Source organism: Rhodoplanes sp. SY1, assembly GCF_046000175.1.
Lineage (GTDB): Bacteria > Pseudomonadota > Alphaproteobacteria > Rhizobiales > Xanthobacteraceae > Rhodoplanes.
The window spans coordinates 50,259-67,895 of the sequence record NZ_JBEOMB010000012.1 but is presented as its reverse complement, the minus strand read 5'-3'; the positions used below and the strand labels follow the sequence as shown (position 1 = coordinate 67,895).

At 71.3% G+C, this 17,637-nt stretch carries 17 protein-coding genes and 1 pseudogene; 11 read left to right on the top strand and 7 right to left on the bottom strand.

From position 1 onward, the window contains the following. Window positions 1–707 (top strand): PQQ-dependent sugar dehydrogenase (locus ABTU92_RS04960; protein WP_408088233.1); only part of this gene is annotated, 707 nt, incomplete at its 5' end. 215 nt (window positions 708–922) lie between these two features. Then, entirely contained in the window at window positions 923–1,468 is a 546-nt protein-coding gene (locus tag ABTU92_RS04955; RefSeq protein WP_408088231.1) for a CopD family protein, read from the top strand. Here ABTU92_RS04955 and ABTU92_RS04950 read toward each other — a convergent pair. Beyond that, complete coding sequence (locus tag ABTU92_RS04950; RefSeq protein ID WP_408088229.1) at window positions 1,432–1,914, bottom strand: DUF2231 domain-containing protein; 483 nt, start codon at window positions 1,912–1,914, stop codon at window positions 1,432–1,434. The genes ABTU92_RS04955 and ABTU92_RS04950 overlap by 37 nt on opposite strands. Before the next feature lie 30 nt (window positions 1,915–1,944). Here ABTU92_RS04950 and coxB point away from each other — a divergent pair, with 30 nt between their 5' ends. Next, window positions 1,945–2,673, top strand: a complete 729-nt coding sequence (coxB, locus tag ABTU92_RS04945) for a cytochrome c oxidase subunit II (protein WP_408088227.1) — start codon at window positions 1,945–1,947, stop codon at window positions 2,671–2,673. An 82-nt stretch (window positions 2,674–2,755) separates the two neighbouring features. Further along, a pseudogene (locus ABTU92_RS04940) lies at window positions 2,756–3,985 on the top strand (cbb3-type cytochrome c oxidase subunit I); the annotation flags it as partial. A gap of 11 nt (window positions 3,986–3,996) precedes the next feature. Here ABTU92_RS04940 and ABTU92_RS04935 read toward each other — a convergent pair. Then, window positions 3,997–5,063, bottom strand: a protein-coding gene (locus tag ABTU92_RS04935; RefSeq protein ID WP_408088225.1) for an IS630 family transposase whose coding sequence is annotated in 2 segments (ribosomal slippage) — window positions 3,997–4,577 and window positions 4,577–5,063 — 1,068 coding nt in all. Because the reading frame shifts where the segments join, the coding sequence is not laid out codon by codon here. On the opposite strand from ABTU92_RS04935, the gene ABTU92_RS04930 reads away from it, so the two are divergent. The 7 genes from ABTU92_RS04930 to ABTU92_RS04900 all read left to right on the top strand — a co-directional run bounded on the left by ABTU92_RS04930 (window position 4,980) and on the right by ABTU92_RS04900 (window position 13,725). Continuing rightward, entirely contained in the window at window positions 4,980–6,413 is a 1,434-nt protein-coding gene (locus tag ABTU92_RS04930) for a cbb3-type cytochrome c oxidase subunit I (RefSeq protein ID WP_408088243.1), read from the top strand. The two genes, ABTU92_RS04935 and ABTU92_RS04930, sit on opposite strands and share 84 nt — an antisense overlap. Further along, complete coding sequence (locus ABTU92_RS04925) at window positions 6,410–6,844, top strand: hypothetical protein (protein WP_408088223.1); 435 nt, start codon at window positions 6,410–6,412, stop codon at window positions 6,842–6,844. Before ABTU92_RS04930 ends, ABTU92_RS04925 begins: the two co-directional genes overlap by 4 nt. Window positions 6,845–7,092: 248 nt before the next feature. Further along, a complete protein-coding gene (locus ABTU92_RS04920) occupies window positions 7,093–8,043 on the top strand; it encodes a cytochrome c oxidase assembly protein (protein ID WP_408088221.1) in 951 nt (316 codons plus the stop codon). Window positions 8,044–8,070: 27 nt separating this feature from the next. Then, entirely contained in the window at window positions 8,071–8,685 is a 615-nt protein-coding gene (locus ABTU92_RS04915; protein ID WP_408088219.1) for a sigma-70 family RNA polymerase sigma factor, read from the top strand. Then, window positions 8,678–9,463 (top strand): anti-sigma factor family protein, encoded by a 786-nt coding sequence (locus ABTU92_RS04910; protein WP_408088217.1) that lies wholly within the window; start codon window positions 8,678–8,680, stop codon window positions 9,461–9,463. The genes ABTU92_RS04915 and ABTU92_RS04910 overlap by 8 nt, the downstream gene beginning before the upstream one ends. A 69-nt stretch (window positions 9,464–9,532) precedes the next feature. Next, window positions 9,533–10,795 carry an OpgC family protein gene (locus ABTU92_RS04905; RefSeq protein ID WP_408088215.1) on the top strand — a complete coding sequence of 421 codons (1,263 nt, stop codon included), beginning with the start codon at window positions 9,533–9,535 and terminating at the stop codon, window positions 10,793–10,795. A 170-nt stretch (window positions 10,796–10,965) separates the two neighbouring features. Beyond that, entirely contained in the window at window positions 10,966–13,725 is a 2,760-nt protein-coding gene (locus ABTU92_RS04900) for an HAD-IC family P-type ATPase (RefSeq protein ID WP_408088213.1), read from the top strand. A 58-nt stretch (window positions 13,726–13,783) separates the two neighbouring features. On the opposite strand, the gene ABTU92_RS04895 is transcribed toward ABTU92_RS04900, so the two are convergent. The 5 genes from ABTU92_RS04895 to ABTU92_RS04875 form a co-directional block, all read right to left on the bottom strand. Continuing rightward, the gene (locus tag ABTU92_RS04895; protein WP_408088211.1) at window positions 13,784–14,635 is read right to left on the bottom strand and encodes a universal stress protein; all 852 of its coding nucleotides are present in this window, start codon (window positions 14,633–14,635) and stop codon (window positions 13,784–13,786) included. Window positions 14,636–14,700: 65 nt separating this feature from the next. Next, a complete protein-coding gene (locus ABTU92_RS04890) occupies window positions 14,701–15,579 on the bottom strand; it encodes a universal stress protein (RefSeq protein ID WP_408088209.1) in 879 nt (292 codons plus the stop codon). Between the two features lie 160 nt (window positions 15,580–15,739). After that, window positions 15,740–16,060: a P-II family nitrogen regulator gene (locus tag ABTU92_RS04885; protein ID WP_408088207.1), complete on the bottom strand. Its 321-nt coding sequence runs from the start codon at window positions 16,058–16,060 to the stop codon at window positions 15,740–15,742. A gap of 5 nt (window positions 16,061–16,065) precedes the next feature. Next, the gene (locus ABTU92_RS04880) at window positions 16,066–16,827 is read right to left on the bottom strand and encodes a DUF1538 domain-containing protein (protein WP_408088205.1); all 762 of its coding nucleotides are present in this window, start codon (window positions 16,825–16,827) and stop codon (window positions 16,066–16,068) included. After that, complete coding sequence (locus ABTU92_RS04875; RefSeq protein ID WP_408088203.1) at window positions 16,824–17,519, bottom strand: DUF1538 domain-containing protein; 696 nt, start codon at window positions 17,517–17,519, stop codon at window positions 16,824–16,826. Before ABTU92_RS04875 ends, ABTU92_RS04880 begins: the two co-directional genes overlap by 4 nt. Between the last annotated feature and the right edge of the window lie 118 nt (window positions 17,520–17,637).

Below are 17,637 nucleotides of genomic sequence, written 5' to 3'. Positions count from 1 at the left end.
GCGGCCGCTTCGTGTTCCAGCCGCAGGATAAGTCGATCATCCTGTCGATCGGCGAGCGGCGGAACATCTCGCGCGCCCAGAAGCGCGACGACGAAGCCGGCGCCTTCATCCGTGTGATGGACGACGGTGCGGTTCCGAATGACAACCCGTTCGTCGGGCAGCAGGATGCTGCACCGACCCTCTACGCACTCGGCAACCGCAACAGCCACGGCCTCGCCTTTCACCCCGAGACCGGCCAGCTCTGGGCGAACGACCACGGGCCGAAGGGCGGCGACGAGATCAACCGAATCGAGGCCGGCAAGAACTACGGCTGGCCGTTCCAGACCGCCGGGGTGGACTACTCCGGCGCGCCGATAGGAAAAGGCGCACGCGGCGTCGAGGGCATGGCGGATCCGGTGCATGTGTTCGAGCGGACGGTCGCGCCGTCCGGGCTCGCCTTCTACACGGGCGACATGTTCCCGGAGTGGCGCGGCCACATGCTGCATGGCGGGCTCGCGGCGCGCGCCCTCGTGCGCACCGCGCTCGACGGCGACACGGTGAGCGAGGAGGAGTGGATGCTGCGCGACCTCGACCGTCGCATCCGCGACGTTCAGGTCGATCGCGACGGCGCAATCTGGGTCGTCACCGAGCACGAGGACGGCGAGGTTCTGCGGATCACCCGTGCCGGCACGGCAACCAGGTCAGGCTCGGCGGATCGGCCCCGCTGACCTGTGCGTTCGTACCGAGCGCGCGCGATCTGTCGCGCGGCGGCCGGCCGACCGTGGCGATTTGACGCCATGCGCGGCGAGGACGGTCCGGCTGCCCGGACGTTTACCGCCGTACCGCCCCGAGGAGCCGCCGTGCATCGTTCGTCAGTGCAATGTCCATTAGTGCGATGTTCGGCGCCGCCTGTCGCGGAGCCGCCTGTGGTCGGACGTGCAACGTGACGACGTGGCTCGTGCCGTGGCTGAAGGTGCTCCACATCGTCGCACTGATCGTCTGGTGCGGCGGGCTGCTGGTGCTTCCGGGGCTGCTACGGCAACGGAACCAGCTCGGCGAGGGCAAGGCCCTGCAGGATCTGCAGCGGTTCACGCGGCGCCTCTACATCCGTGTGGCGTCGCCGGCCGCCTTCGTCGCCGTGGTGGCGGGCACCGCGCTGATCTTTCTGCGCGAGGTGTTCACCATCTGGATGATGGCCAAGCTGGTCGCGGTCGGCGTGCTGGTCGCGCTGCACATGCGCGACGGCTACGTCATCCTCGCCGTGTTCCATCCCGATGGGCGCTATGCCGCCTGGCGCGGCGTGCTCGCCACCTCGGCCACCCTCACGACGATCGCGGCCATCCTCGTCCTGGTCCTCGGGAAGCCGCTTCTCGGGCTCGACATGCTGCCGGCCTGGATGCACGAGCCCGGTGGATTGAGAGCCGTCGTCGAGACCGCCCTGCCCGGCCGCGTTCAGTCGTCGCTGGACACCATGAGGCCGATGCCGTGATCGAACACGAGCTTTCCGCCGTGCCAGCCGGCGAGCCCGACGAACACCAGGCCGAGCAGCGAGACCAGAAGACCGAGCGGCAGCACGACGTCCGGATCGTGCAGGCGCAGACCCCAGTTGGCGCCGACGATCGAGATCAGTGTGACGGCGGCGATCGCGTGGATCCAGCTCGCCACGCGCTTGCGAATGCCTTTGACGAGCAGGAGCTCGGCCGTCCCGGCGAGGCTCGCGAGGATGCCGAGCCAGAACGCGAAGCCGCTCGCATACAGGCCGGCCCGAACCCAGAACGGATCGGCCGTCCACCAGTAGAAGAGATCGCAGCCGAGCGTCGAGACCACGAGCGCGATCGGGAACGTCACCAGCATCGCATGGATCGGATGACCGGCGACCGCGACCAGCGAGCTGGTGGCGTGCCGCGTGACGTCCTCGATGACCGGATTGCTCATGGCGGGCCTCGCTGCTCGATCCCGGGCTCAATGCGCCGAGGCGACCTCCGGTTCGCGCGATGCTGCGCGCTCGCGTTTCTCGGCGTGTCGCTCGCCGGCTGCGCCGGGCCGCTGTCGAGCATCGATCCGGCCGGCCGCTCCGCCACCCTCATCGCCGACCTGTGGTGGGTGATGATGACGGGGGCGGCCGTGCTGTTCGTCGCCACCATGGCGGTCGTTCTCGTCAGCGTCGCGCGGCCCGGCATCGGCGCGGCCGTGCCGTGGGCGGTCTGGCTGGTCGGCGGCGGGCTGGTGCTCCCCGCCGCCGTGCTCACGCCGCTGCTCGTCTATGCCCTGTGGGCCGGCGAGCAGCTCCTCGCCGGTCCGGGCGCCGCGACCGTCGTGCGCATCGATGTCACGGCACGCCAGTGGCAGTGGGACGTGGCGTATCCGGGCGTCGAGGGCGAGCCGATCGCGACGACCGGAGTGGTTCACGTCCCGGTCGATCGACCGGTCGACGTGCATGTCACGAGCGCCGACGTGATCCACAGCTTCTGGGTGCCGCGGCTCGCCGGCAAGATCGACGCCATTCCGGGACACGTGAACGTGGTCCGGCTGACGGCGCCGGCAGCGGGGACGTACCGGGGGCAATGCGCCGAGTTCTGCGGCATCGGTCATGCCCACATGCCGTTCGTCGTCCAGGCGCATCCGCCGGAGTCCTATGCCGACGCGCTCCGGCGCGCTGTCCGCCCGACGCCAACGGGCACGGCACCTCGATGACGCCGGCGGAAGATCGGGTCGGAGACTCACATTGAGCGACACGGTGATCACGACGCCCGGCAAAGTAGACGAGCAGCCTCACATGGCGCGACCCGTCGGCCTGCACAAGCGGCTCGACGCCGTGTGGGGAACGCCACCGGGGCTCCGCCGACTCTCCGCCGTCAACCACAACATCGTGGCGCGCCGCTTCATCGTCACGGCCTTCGTGTTCTTCGCGATCGGCGGCCTGCTCGCCATGCTGATCCGGGCCCAGATCGCGACGCCGCGCAGCGCCTTCGTCGGACCCGAGGTGTACAATCAGATCTTCACGATGCACGGCACCGTGATGATGTTCCTGTTCGCCATCCCGATGTTCGAGGGGCTCGCCTTCTATCTGCTGCCCAAGATGCTCGGCGCCCGCGACATGGCGTTCCCGCGCATGGGCGCCTACGGCTACTGGTGCTACCTGTTCGGCGGATCGATCCTGCTGGTCGGCCTCGTGCTCGGCCTCGCGCCCGACAGCGGCTGGTTCATGTACACGCCGCTTTCCTCGAAGCCCTACTCGCCCGGCATCAACTCCGACATTTGGCTGATCGGCATTACGTTCGTCGAAATCTCCGCGCTCTCGGCCGCGATCGAGATCATCGCGACCGTGCTGAAGTTGCGCGCCCCCGGCATGTCGCTCGACAAGATGCCGCTGTTCGCCTGGTATCTTCTGGTCACCGCCTTCATGATGCTGTTCGGCTTCCCGCCCCTGATCCTCGGCTCGATCCTGCTCGAGACCGAACGGGCCTTCGGGCTGCCGTTCTTCGACCCGACGCGCGGCGGCGATCCTCTGCTCTGGCAGCACCTGTTCTGGCTGTTCGGCCACCCGGAGGTCTACATCATCTTCATCCCGGCGGCCGGGATGGTCACGACCATCCTGCCGGTGTTCGCCGGCCGCGAGATCGTCGGCTACAGCTGGATCGTGATCAGCCTGGTGGCGCTCGCCTTCTTGAGCTTCGGGCTGTGGGTGCACCACATGTTCACGGTGGGCATCCCGCATCTCGCGCTGTCGTTCTTCTCGGCCGCGAGCGTGCTGGTCTCGGTGCCGACCATCGTCCAGATCTTCGCCTGGATCGCCACGCTCACCTCGGGACGACCGCGCCTGGGGCTGCCGATGCTGTTCCTGCTCGGCTTCTTCTTCGTCTTCATGGCCGGCGGGCTGACCGGGATCATGCTGGCGATCGTGCCGTTCAACTGGCAGGCCCACGACACCCATTTCGTCGTCGCCCACATGCATTACGTGCTGGTCGGCGGCTTCGTCTCCCCCATCCTGGCGGCCGCCTATTATACCAACGGCCCTCATGTTTGACCGATGTGAGCCCATGCTCTCATTCCGATGGACGTGATGGTCTCGGGCTGGTCGACGAGGCGTCGCCAGGCGTCGCAGGCGGCGTCGATGATGTCGTCGTAGGTGTCGAAGACGCGGTTGGAGAGCCAGTTGCCGCGCAGGAACTGCCAGACGTTCTCGACCGGGTTGAGCTCCGGCGAGCGCGACGGCAGGAACAGCAAGGTCATGTTCTTCGGCACTTTCAGCGCGGGCGTGGTGTGCCAGCCGGCGCGGTCGAGCAACAGGACGGCGTGGGCTCCCTTGGCGACGGTGCGGGCGATTTCGTCAAGGTGGACCTGCATGGCCTCGGTGTCGGCGGCCGGCATGGCGACGGCGGCACCGGTGCCGCGCGCCGGGCAGATGGCCCCGAACAGCCAGGCATTCTCGTAGCGCTGGTCGGCGGGTTGGCGCGGCCGGGTTCCGCGCCGCGCCCACATGCGTGCGATGCCGTTCTTCTGGCCGATGCGCGCCTCGTCCTGGAACCAGATCTCGACCGGCTTCTGGTCGGCGACGTCGGCGAGATGAGCGTTCAGCGTCGCCGCGAAGTTTTTTTGAACGCCGTGATGGTTCCGACATCCTGCCCCGGATGACGCGGCCGCGCGCTGATGTGGGAGAAGCCGAGCGCGTCGAGGATCTTGCCGATCGTTCGCTCGTGATACTCGACTCCGAAGCGTTCGGCGATCAGGCGCTTCAGATCGACCCGCCGCCAGCGCACCACGCCGTGCACGGCCGGGTCCGGACCAGTCTCGACGATCTGTTCCAGTTCGGCGAGCTGCGCCGCGGTCAGCCGCGAGCTCGGACCTTGCGACGGGATGTCCAGAAGCCCGTCCGGACCGTGGGCGTTGAACCGATGCACCCAGTCGCGCAGCGTCTGCCGGTCCATTCCCCCGACCCTGGCCGCCTCGGTCCGGTTCATGCCGTCCCGGACCGCCGCCAGCGACAACAGCCGCCGGCTCTGGTTGGCGTTCTTCGACGCTGCCGCCAGACGCCGCAGATCGGCCGCCGAGAAATCCGTCCGCAGAGCAACCGCTGTCGCCATGGCGCGAATCCTCCCGCGCCAACCGAATCACATCCGCCCGTTCCCCGGAATCCCCAGCGAGTCAGTCACAGAGGCCTTTGGTATTACTGGCTGCCGAGCTTCACGGGCCGGGCGGCGCGGCACGGCTTCGGCGTCACGGTGTTCTGGCTGATCTTCGGCGGCTTCAACCTCACCTTCCTCGGCATGCACTGGACCGGTCTCATGGGCATGCCGCGCCGCATCTACACCTATCCGGACGGCATGGGATGGGAGTGGCTCAACCTCGTCTCCTCGATCGGCGGGTTCGTGATGGCGATCGGCTTCGCGCTGTTCACTGTCGACGTGCTGATGCAGGCGCGCTACGGCCCGCGCACCGTGCGAAATCCCTGGCGGGCCGGCACGCTCGACTGGGCCGTGCCGCTGCCGCCACCGAGCTACAACTTCGCCGCCCTCCCGCATGTCGGCTCGCGCACGCCACTCGCGAGCGAGCCGGACCTCGCACGGCGCTGCGCGGCCGGCGACGGCTATCTCGGCTTCGTGCGAGAGGGCCGCCTGGAGACGCTCGCCGTGGACGTCGTCTCGGGTCGGCTCGAGCAGATCGTCGTCCTGCCGAACCGGACCTTTCTGCCGCTGATCAGCGCGATCCTCACCGGCGGTTTCTTCATCGGCGTGCTGCTTCAGACCTATGCGGTCGCGCTGGTCGCGGCGGCGGCGACGGTCGGCTCGTTCCTGCTGTGGACCCGAGGCTCCGGCAGCGCGACCGACCGCGGCCCGCTGCCGGCCGGGCGCGGCGCCGTGGCGCGTCCTCACACCGAGGCGGCGAGCCCGCCGGCGCTGTGGGCCATGGCGCTCGCGCTGGCGGCCGACGCAACCGCCTTCGCGTCGCTCGGGTTCGGGATTCTGTTTCTGTGGGTGGTGGCGCCGAACTGGCCGCCGCCCGCCTGGCTCGTGCCGGACCTCGCGAGTGGCCTCGCCGTGCTGGCCGGGCTCATGATCGCGACGGCGGCGGGCGCCGTCGCGGCGCGTCCGGCGATCGCGGTGGCGCCGCGGCCGCGCGAGGCCGCGCTCCTCGTCGCCGCGCTGGGGCACGCCCTCGCGCTCGCCGGCTTTGGTGCGATCATCGCCGCCGTGCCGGCCCCGACCGCGCACGCCTATGCGGCGAGCACCCTGGTGGTGCTGGTCTATGCGGCCCTGCACGCGGCGATCGGCATCGTTCTCGCGCTCTACGGGCTGTGGCGGAGCCGCGCCGGCTACGTCTCCGCCGTGCGCCGGCTCGATCTGCGCATCGGCGGCCTGTGGCACGCCGCGACGGCCGCGATCGGCCTCGCCACGCTGGGGCTGGCCTTCGGCCTGCCGTGGATCCCGCGATGACTCCGCAGACGAGACCGGAGACGACGACCCGGACCGACAGGGCCGTGACGCTCCTGCTCCTGGTCGCCGGCTTCGTGATCTGGAGCTCGGCCTTCGTTCTGCTCTACGCCCTGCAGTCGATCGGCTGCGCAGCGGGATGGGAGCGCCCGACCGTGGCCGGAACGAGCCTCTTGCGCGCGCTCCTCGTGCTGCTGTGGACCGCGCATGTCGGCGCGCTCGTCGCGCTATTGATCTACACGTGGCGTCGGCGGCCGGGTGGAGCCGAAGTCGCGCGCTTTGCCCACCGCGTCGCGATCGGCACGAGCATGGTGGCGCTGGTCGCGACCCTGTGGACCGGAGCCCCGATCGTCGCGGCGTCCATGTGCGATCCTTCCAGCGCAAACACCGGAGATCGGACCGGCGCGCGACTTGGCCACCGAGCAGCCAGCTGACACAGTGCACCAGCCGTGGCGCTGGGTGATCTCGCCGCGCGATATGATCCGCCCGGCGCAGCGGTCCTGCACACCGCGGATGTGAGCACCGGCATCTTTCGACAGCCGACGCCTGTTGGAACGTGCCGGCGACGGTGGTGGTTACGTCTCGGCACGGTCCCCGCTCGGCTTCGTCGCCGTCGGCGGAGCAAACGTTCGACGCCGACGATCGGGTTGCGCGAGGTGACGCCTTCGAACGAGGTGACGTGATGCGGCCCATTCGGGTGATCCTCGCGGTGACGGCGGCCGGGATGGCCGGTGTCGCGTTAGGCCTGTTGATCGGCCCCTCCGCGGGGCCGGTCGATCGCCTCCTCGCGCTCTGTTTGTCCGGCGCGACCGCCCTGACGCCGGCCACAGTCTCGTCCGCCTGGAGCCTAGCGCCGGCGACGCTGCTGCCGGTGCTGCTTCTGCCGGCCCTCTATCTCCCCGCCGTTCTCGCCCGGCGTCGCGACGGCGTCGCGCCGCCCGCGCAGCGGGTCGTGCTGTTCGGCGCCGGATGGCTCCTGCTAGGCGTCGCCCTTGTGTCGCCGCTGTGCCGGCTCGCCGCCCATCTCGCCTGGGCCCACATGGTCCAGCATGTGATCCTGGTCGCGCTGGCCCCGCCCCTCCTTCTGCTCGGAGCGGGGGGCGTGTGGGCGGCCCCAGGGGACGCTCGCGCACGCGAGGGCGGAGCCGCATCGTGGCTCGGGCGGCCGGCCGTCGCCGGACTCGCCTACGGGGCCGCCATCTGGCTCTGGCATGTGCCGCAGCTCTATGAGGCGGCGCTGCGCGACGGCGCGCTGCATCTCGTGATGCTCGCCTCGCTCGTCGGCGTCTCACTGGTGTTCTGGCGGACCCTCCTGGGCGCGGCGCATAGCGGCGCCGGGGCGGCGCTCGCCGCTGCGCCGGTGCTGCTGGCGACCCTGATGCACACCGGCCTGCTGGGGGCGCTGCTCACCTTCTCGCCCGGCCTGTGGTTCCCGCTGATGGCGCCCGGGGCGCTCGCCTTCGGCCTGTCGCCGCTCGCCGACCAGCAGCTCGCCGGGCTGATCATGTGGATGCCGATGGGACTCGTCTACATGATGGCGGCGCTCGCCATCGTGGCGCGCGGGCTCGCCGCATCGCCCTTGTCCGAGGTAGCTACCAGCCGCGCGCGGATGTCGCAGTCGCCGCCGGAATAGACACGCCGGCAGCCTCGTATACGGGGCATGAACGAGGATCCCGGGACCGGCAGCGACGATGATGTGGTGGCGCACCTGGCGCCGCTGCGGCGCTATGCGCGCGCCCTGACCCGCGACGACGCGCGCGCTGACGATCTCGTCCACGACACCTTGATCCGTGCCTACGAGCGGCTCGCGAGCTTCCGACCCGGCGGCAATCTTCGCGGCTGGCTGCTGTCGATTCTGCACAACATCGTCATCGACGACCACCGGCGCTGGCAGGCGGAGCGTGACCGCGCGGCGGAGCTCTCGCGCCTGGTCGAGACGACGGTCCCGGCCGGCCAGGAGAGCCGGCTACATCTCCGCCAGATCTCCCGCGCCTTCCTGACGCTGCCCGACGAGCAGCGCGCGGCTCTCCACCTTGTCGCCGTCGAAGAGCTGACCTACCAGGACGCCGCCGCCACGCTCGGCATCCCGGTCGGCACCCTGATGTCGCGCCTGAGCCGGGCCCGCGCGGCCCTGCGTAGTCTCAATGGAAACCGGGCGGCCGCGGCGCCGCCGGAGCCGACCACAGCTCCCGCGGCCGCAGCTCGCCCCCCTGTACCGGCCGCCCGCGCCGCCGGCCGCCCGGCCCTGCGTCTCGTGAGAGGCAACGATGACTGATCCGACCTGTAGCCCGACCTCCGATCCGATCGCGGACCCGATCAGCGAAGCCGATCTCGACGGCTTCGTCGACGATCAGCTCGGCCCCGCTCGCCGGGTGGAGGTCGAGGATCACCTCGCCCGTCATCCGGAGGCCGCCGCCCGGGTGATGGCCGACCTGCGGACCCGCGACGCGCTCCGGCTGGCGTTCGGGCCCGCACCGCCGGCCTCGGGCCGCCTGCAGGAGGCGGCCCGCCGGCTCGACCGCGCCATGGCCTGGCGCCGCATCGACCGGCGGCTGCGGCGCGTCGCGGCGGTGGCGCTGCTGGTCTGCGCCGGTTGGATCGCCCACGCGCAGAGCGACCGCTGGGAGAGCGAGGGACCGCCCGGCGCACCGGACTTTGTCGAGGACGCCCGGCATGCCCACGAGACGGCGCTGGTCCGCGCCCGCATGGCGTCGCAGCGCCAGGGCGCCGCCTTCAACCCAGCCGAAATCCTCGCCTTCACCGGGATCGCCCTGCCGCCGCTGCCGCCCGAGTGGCGCGTGATGGACGCGCAGGTCTTTCCCTCCCGGCTGGGCCACAGCGTCGAGGTGGTGCTCGACGCCGACACGCTGGGTCGCGTCTCCATGTTCGCCGCGCGATCGCCGGCGCCCGACACGGTCGCACCCACGGCCGTGCGGTCGACCCGGGAAACCACCGTCTACTGGCAGTCCGGCGAGCGCATCTATGCGCTCACCGGCGACGTGCCGGACCGGGCACTCGCGCAGGCCGCGACCCGGCTCGGCGCCGGCCGCTGATCGCCGACTCTCATGACGAGGCGCGAGACCGCGACGCCGGCTCGACCTCTCGCAGACCGGATCGCCCCAATGGACCGATCGCTCCGCTCTTGGTTGATCTCGCCCAGGCCCGTTCCCGGGACCGGCCGTCCCCCGCGCGACACGCGGGTCGACGTCGTGCGCGGGCTCGCGCTCCTGTTCATCTTCGTGAACCACATCCACAACAATCCGCTGAGCGTCGCGACGCCGGCGCATCTCTGGTTCAGCGACGCCGCCGACGTCTTCGTGCTGCTCGCCGGCTTCGCCGTCGCGGTCGCGTATGGACCGCTGATCGACAGCCGCGGCGTGCCGGCCGGTGCCGCCCGGATCGGCGCCAGGATGGCGGAGCTGTACGCCGCCCATCTGATGACGCTGTTATTCGTGGCCGCCGTGGTGGCATGGTCCGCAGCCCGGCTGGAGCGCCCCGACCAGCTCACGATGCTGGGCCTGCTTCCGCTGTTCACGGCGACCGAGGACACCATCCTGCGCGCCCTCGCCCTGACCTTCCAGCCGAGCTATGTCGACATCCTGCCGCTCTATGTGGTGCTGCTCGGTCTGGCGCCGGTGATCCTGTGGCTCGCCCGCACGGCTCCGATCGTGGCGCTCGCCGCATCGGCGGCGCTCTGGCTGCTCGTGCAGGCGACCGACATGAACCTGCCGAACGGCGCCGAAGGACAGGGCTGGTTCTTCAACCCGTTCGCCTGGCAGCTCCTGTTCACGATCGGGATCGTCGCCGGGCTCGCCGCCCTCGACGGGATCGCGCTGCCGCGCTCGTCGCGGCTCCTCCGGCTCGCCCTCGTTGTCGTGATCGGCAGCGTCTTGCTGAAGGGCCTGTCGGGCCAGATCGCGTTCATGCAGTGGGCCGCGGTGCTGCCGTCCGAGCTGGCCCCGCAGCCCAGCAAGACGCAACTGTCGCTGTGGCGCGTCGCCAACGTCCTCGCCCTCGCCTATCTGATCGCCGTGCTCGTCCCGGCGAGCGCCCGCTGGCTGTCGGCGGCGCCGGCCGCCGTGGTCGCCGTGCTGGGGCGGCGGTCGCTGCCGGTGTTCGCGCTCGGAACCGTGCTGTCGGTCGCCGGCACGATCGCGCTGACCGAGGCCGCGTGGAGCATGCCGGCCGTCATCGCGGTGAATGTCGGCGGCATCCTCGTGCTGATCGGAACCGCGCTGGCGCTCGACTGGGCCGACCGCGCCGCCAAGATGGCTAATCGGCCCGCCGCGCCGGTGCGCGCCGACGCAGACGCGCGACCGGGAGGGCGAGCAGGCGCTCGAACGAGCGAGCTCGCCAGGGCCGTGCCGATCGGCCGCCGCAGCTGAGCGAGCGGGCGCGGGTCGTCTCTCGAGGGCGTCGTCTCGCATGGGCCGAGCCGTCCCGCGTCATCGCCCGCCCCGCGTCATCACGCCCCACCCGGAAGACGCCGGAATTGCGACGCATGCCCGCGTCGCCATGATCAGGAGGACCGTTCGGCAGACCCGCGGAGACATCGATGACCATCGATCCCACCGAGGCCCCGTTCGATCCCGGTGCCGCCACCCGCAAGCAATGCGCGCTCGGTGCGGATCCCGACCAAGTCGTCCCCTGGCACGCCGCGCCGGCCGCCGAGGTTCTGGACCGCCTCGCGGTCACGGCGGAGGGATTGACGGGAGCCGAGGCCGCCGCGCGGCGCGCGGTCCACGGCTTCAATCGCCTGCCGACGGCAGCGCCGCGCAGCCCGCTGCTGCGCTTCCTCGCCCAGTTCGACAATCTGCTGATCTACGTGCTGCTCGCCGCGGCCGTGGTCACGGCTCTGCTCGGTCACCCGGTCGACACGGCCGTCATCCTGCTGGTCGTCGTCGCCAATGCGGCGATCGGCTTCGTCCAGGAGGGCAAGGCCGAGAAGGCGCTCGACGCCATCCGCGGCATGATCACGCCGCACGCTTCGGTGCTGCGCGACGGCCACCGCGTCACTCTCGCCGCCGAGGAGATCGTTCCCGGCGACGTCGTGCTGATCGAGGCCGGCGACCGGGTGCCGGCCGACCTGCGGCTGATCCGCGCCCGCAACCTGAAGGTCGACGAGGCGATCCTCACCGGCGAGTCGGTCGCGGTCGACAAGGACGTGCGGCCGGTGGCGGTCGAGGCCACCCTCGGCGACCGCGGCTCGATGGCGTTCTCCGGGACGCTCGTCGTGGCCGGCCAGGGCCGCGGCGTCGTGGTGGCGACCGCGCTCGCCACCGAGCTCGGCCGGATCAGCACGCTGCTCGGCAGCGTCGAGACGCTGACGACGCCGCTGCTGCGGCAGATGAACCAGTTCGCCCGCCAGCTCACGGTCGTGATCCTCGGCGTCGGCGTCGTGGTGTTCGGCATCGCCGTGCTGCTGCGCGGCTACGCTTGGCCGGAGGCCTTCATGGCGATGGTCGGGCTCGCCGTCTCGGCCATCCCGGAGGGGCTGCCGGCCGTGATGACCATCACGCTCGCCATCGGGGTGCAGCGCATGGCGGCCCGCCACGCCATCGTGCGCCGCCTGCCCGCCGTGGAGACGCTGGGCTCGGTGTCGGTGATCTGCTCCGACAAGACCGGCACGCTGACCCGCAACGAGATGATGGTGCAGACCGCTGTGACGGCGGTCGGCACCATCACGGTGGCGGGCGAAGGCTACGAGCCGCGCGGGGCGTTCCGGAACGACGGACGCGACATCGTGCCGGCCGACCTGCCGGTCCTCGACGACCTCGCCCGCGCGGCGCTCCTGTGCAACGATGCCGACCTGCGCCAGGCCGAGTCCGGCTGGATGATCGACGGCGACCCGATGGAGGGGGCACTGGTCTCGTTCGCCGTCAAGGCCGGGTACGACGCCGCGCTCGTGCGCAAGCAGATCCCCCGCACCGACGAGATCCCGTTCGACAGCCGCCATCGTTTCATGGCGACGCTGCACCACGCGCACGAGGACGCGGCGGTCGCGTATGTGAAGGGTGCGCCCGAGGTGGTGATCCGAATGTGCGCCCGGCAGGCCGGTGCCGACGGTCCGGAGCCGCTCGACGCCGCCCGCTGGGCCGACGCGGTGGAGGCGCTCGCAGCACAGGGGCAGCGCGTGCTGGCGCTCGCTCGCCGGACCATGCCGCACGGCGCCGTCACGCTCGACGTCGCCGATGTCGAGAGCGACCTGGTGCTGCTCGGTCTGCTCGGCCTCATCGATCCGCCGCGCGAGGAGGCGATCGCCGCGGTCGCCGAGTGCCGGAGCGCCGGCATCGGCGTGAAGATGATCACCGGCGACCATGCGGCGACAGCGAGCGCCATCGCGGCCCGGCTCGGCCTGCCCCGGCCCGACGCGGTGATCACCGGCGACCGGCTCGCCACCCTCGACGACGATGCCTTCGCGGCGGCCGCCCGCGACACCACGGTGTTCGCCCGCACGAGCCCCGAGGACAAGCTGCGCATCGTCACCGCCCTGCAGGCGGACGGCGGCGTGATCGCGATGACGGGCGACGGCGTCAACGACGCCCCCGCCCTGAAGCGCGCCGATGTCGGCATCGCGATGGGCCAGAAAGGCACCGAGGCCGCCAAGGAGGCGGCCGAGATGGTGCTGGCCGACGACAACTTCGCCTCGATCGTCGCCGCGGTGCGCGAGGGCCGCACCGTCTACGACAATCTCGGCAAGGTGATCGGCTGGACGCTGCCGACCAACGGCGGCGAGGCGATGGCGATCATCACGGCCATCCTGTTCGGGCTGGCGCTGCCGATCACGCCGGTGCAGATCCTGTGGATCAACATGGTCACGGCGGTGGCGCTCGGCCTGACGCTGGCCTTCGAGCCGACCGAGCCCGACGCCATGCGGCGGCCGCCGCGGGCCGCGGACGCGCCGATCCTGTCCGGGCTGCTGGTCTGGCGGGTCGTGCTGGTGTCGTTGCTGTTCGTCGCCGGCGCCTTCGGGATGTTCTTCTGGGCCGAGAGCCGCGGCCTGTCGATCGAGGAGGCCCGCACCATCGTCGTCAACACGATCGTCGTGATGGAGATCTTCTATCTGTTCAGCATTCGTTATCTCCACACGACGTCGCTGACCTGGACCGGCGTGGTCGGCACGCCCGCCGTGCTGATCGGCGTCGGCGTGATCACGGCCTCCCAAGTCCTGTTCACCTATGCGCCGTTCATGCAGGCCATGTTCGCGACCCGCCCGGTGTCGCTCCTGGACGGTGTGGCGGTGGTGCTGATCGGCGTCGCCCTGCTGCTGGTGCTGGAGGTCGAGAAGCTGGTGCGGCGGCGCCTGTGGCCGTGAGGCCGCGCGCGGCCGGCAGGGCACCGAGCGCGACGCGACGACCGCGGCCGGCGCCGCGTCAATACGACATCAGCACAGGCAGCGACGGGGCGGCCAAGACCGAGCGGGTGGCGCCGCCGAACACCAGTTGCCGCACCCGCGCGTGCCCGTAGGCGCCCATCACCATCAGGTCGCCCTCCAGGCGCAGGGCCTCGGTCATCAGCTGCTCGCCGACCGGCAGGCCGCCGAGCCCGACCGCGTGATGACGCGCCGCGATCTCGTGTGCCGCGAGATGCCGCACCAGGTCGTCGCCGCTCGGGCTGCGGTCCAGCGGCTTCTCGTCGGTGATCGAGACGATCTCGACGCGGCGGGCGCGGCGGAGCAGCGGCAGCGCGTCGTGCACGGCGCGGGTCGCCGCGCGGCTGCCGTCCCAGGCGATGCAGACGACGTCGAGACGCCCCTCCGCGGTCGTGTCCCGGGGGATCAGCAGGAGCGGACGGCCGGAGCCGAACAGCACCTGCTCGACGATCGGCGCCGCATGCCCGGCGACCATGTCGGCGGCCGGCACGACGACGAGATCGTGGACGCGGGCCAGATCGGCGACGAGGTCCGGCACGTCCTCGGGCGTGCCGTGACGGAGCATCACGTCGTGCGGGACTTCGCACGCCCCGGCGGCCGCCCGGACCGCCTCCTCGGCCCGGCGGGCCGCCGCATGCCCGGCGCGCCGTCGCTCCGCCAGTCGGGCGATCGCCTGCTCACGCTCGCTGTCGAACACGGCCCGGTCGAGCTCGGTGTAGTCGACCACATCGGCGTCGATCACCACCGCGCGGAGGCGGGCGGCGAAGCGCGCCGCCACTGCGACCGCAACGCTGGCCGGCCCCGCGGCCTCGTCTCCGGTACCGACATAGGCCAGGATCTCGCGATACCACATGGGACACCCGTCATGGTTGGGATCCGGCAGCCCCCGCCGGAACGAGCGTGATGGCGTAGGGCCGGTCACTCTTCGGGCGCCTCCGAGGCGCGCAGCGGCGGTACGGCCAGGACGTCGACATCGAGGCTGCGGAGCACCGCTTCCGCGACGCTGCCGAGCAGCAGCCGCGCGAGCGCGCCGCGTCCGTGCGTGCCGACGATGACGAGATCGGCTCCGAGCTCGCCGGCGACACGACCGATGGCATCGAACGGCGCGTCCTCGACCAGATGCACTGCGGTCTCGACGACGGTCAGGCGGCTCGCCTCGAGGAAGACGGACAGGTCGCGGCGCACCTGGTCGCGCTCGCGCGCCACGTAGTCGCCGAGCACCGCGCCGGGAACGTCGACAGCGGCCAGCTTGCCCTTCCCGGCCGCCGTGAAGGTATGGACCACGGCGAGCATGTCCGCGGCGACGAGCCCGAGGGCGAGCGCCGTGCGGACCGCGCGGACCGACGACTCCGACAGGTCGATCGCCGCCAGGGGACGGACGTGTGGGCCGGCCACCGGACCATTCACCATCAGCACCGGGAACGGCCCGCTGCGGATGACGCGCTCCACCGTCGTGCCGACGAAGATGTCGCGCAGGAGCTGCCGGCGATGCGGTCCCATCACGATCAGATCCGAGCCGCGCGACTCGGCGGCGCGCAGGATGCCCTGGAACGCCTCGCCGGTGACGACCAGCGCCTCGCACCGCACGTCGCGCAGCTCGGCCGTGGTCGCCGTCAGCCCCGCCATGATCCGGACCGCCTCGTCGCGCTCGACCGCGATCAGGCTGTCCGGCTGCTCGTCATCGACGACGTGGACGAGCGTGACGGCGCAGCCGGTCGTCCGGGCGATCAGCCCGGCGCGACGCAGGGCGCGCTGGGAGCGGGCGGAGAAGTCGGTCGCGACCGTGACGTGGCGCATCGCATCCTCCTCGCGGCGGATCATTTGGCGATGCTGGACGACGCCGGGCCGCCGCGCTTGATCCCGGTCAAGACGCGGCGATGCGTCGCGGTTCAGGACATCGTGAGTGCGGAGTGCAGGCGCCGCGTCGGGCAAAAGGTCGGGCGAGAGTCGCGGCCCCTTACTCTTCGACGAGGTGGGCGACGCCGACCAGATCCTGCACGGGCACGACGAAGGCGAGGCCCTTCCCGGGACCGTCGAGCTCGGCCGCCGCCACGATGGCGTCGAGGACGGCGGCCTTGATCTCGGTCGGAACGAGCGTGAGGACGATCTCCTTCTCGGGCTCGATCTGGATGCCGAAGACCCGGAGCTGCTCGTTGCGGCCGATGCCGCGGCCGAGCACGATGGTGCCGCCGTGCGCGCCGGCCGCCATGCTGGCCTCCAGCACCGCGTCGCCCCATCCCTTCCGCACGATGGTCACGATCAGGCAGCGGTCGTGCATGGTGGTCACTCCGGTAGGGGCCGCCGCGACGGCGGCGTCGCGGGCGGTCTCTCGGCCGTTCTCGCGCGGACCAGCAGCCCGAGCAGGCCGACCGAGATGATCGGCGCGACGGCGATCAACGCGACGAAGCCGAAGCCCTGCACCACCGGGTCGGCGCCGACCGCCGTCGCGGCCCCCAGCGCCAGCGCCAGCAGGAACGAGTTGGCGAGCGGCCCGGTGGCGACGCCCCCGGCGTCGACCGCCACGGCGACGAACTCGCGGTCGCCGAGCCAGACCAGCACGAGCACCACGAGATAGCCCGGCACGAGCAGCCAGAGGAGCGGAATGCCGAGCGTGATGCGCAGCATCCCGATCCCGACCCAGGCGGCGACCCCGACGCACACCGCGATCAGCACCATCCGGCCGCGGATCGCGCCGCTCGACGCGCTCTCCACCTGGTCGGCCAGGATGCGGACCGCCGGCTCGCCCCAGGTGACCAGGAACCCGAGCAGGCCGGCGATCGCGACGACCAGCCACATGCTGTCGAGCGCCCCCAGCGCCTCGCCGACCGCCCGGCCATAGGGCAGGAAGCCGACGCCGATGCCGAGCAGGAACAGGAACAGGCCGACGCCGGCGATCGCGGTGCCTTTCAGGATGTCGCTCACCTGCCGGCGCGGCAGGCGGAGCAGCGTCACCTGGAGGATCAGGAAGACGGCCCCGAGCGGTAGCACCGCGACCGCGACGCTCTCCGCGACGGCGACGACCTCGTCGATCAGAAGCGGGATCACGGCAGCAGGATCTCCATGATCAGGACGGCGATGATCGGGCCGATCGAGGCGAAGCCGAGGAGCCCGAACCCGTCCGATACCGCGGAGCGGCCGGCCAGCACCGAGCTGAGGCCGATGGCGAGCGCGATCACCACCGGAGCCGAGAGGATGCCGGTCGTCACGCTGCCCCCGTCGAAGGCGAGCGGCACGAAGGTGCCGGGGGCGACGAGGGCCAGCGCGAGCATCAGTCCGTAGGCGACCGTCAGGGCGTACTTCATCGGCCAGCCGGTGACGATGCGGGCCATCGCCAGCGCCGCGAAGACGGCGAGCCCGGTCGCGATGACGAGCAGCACGGCGAGCCGCGAGATGACGCCGTCGGACGCCGCGTCGATCTGCCGCGACAGCACCAGCACGTCCGGCTCGGCGACCGTGGTGGCGAAGCCGAGCGCGAAGGCGACCGCCAGAATCAGCGCCAGCGAGCCCTCCCGCGGCAGCGCTGCGCCGATGAACCGGCCCATCGGCAGGATGCCGATCTCGATGCCCATGAACAGCAGCAGCATGCCCACGACGGCGAGCAGCGATCCGGCGAGAAACTGCAGGAACAGCGCGGTCGGCGCCTGCACCAGCACGAGCTGGAGCACCACCACGACGACGATGAACGGCCCGACGGCTCTGAGCACCTCGAGCAGCTTGTCGCGAACGAGGGTCATCATGCGGCGACGGTATCGCCGCACGCGGCACACGGTCAACCGAGCTGCACCGGCCCTCCTGGGCCAGGTCCGATCGTGCCGGCATGCGCGCCGCGAAACCGCCCGATCGCGTCGACAAGAT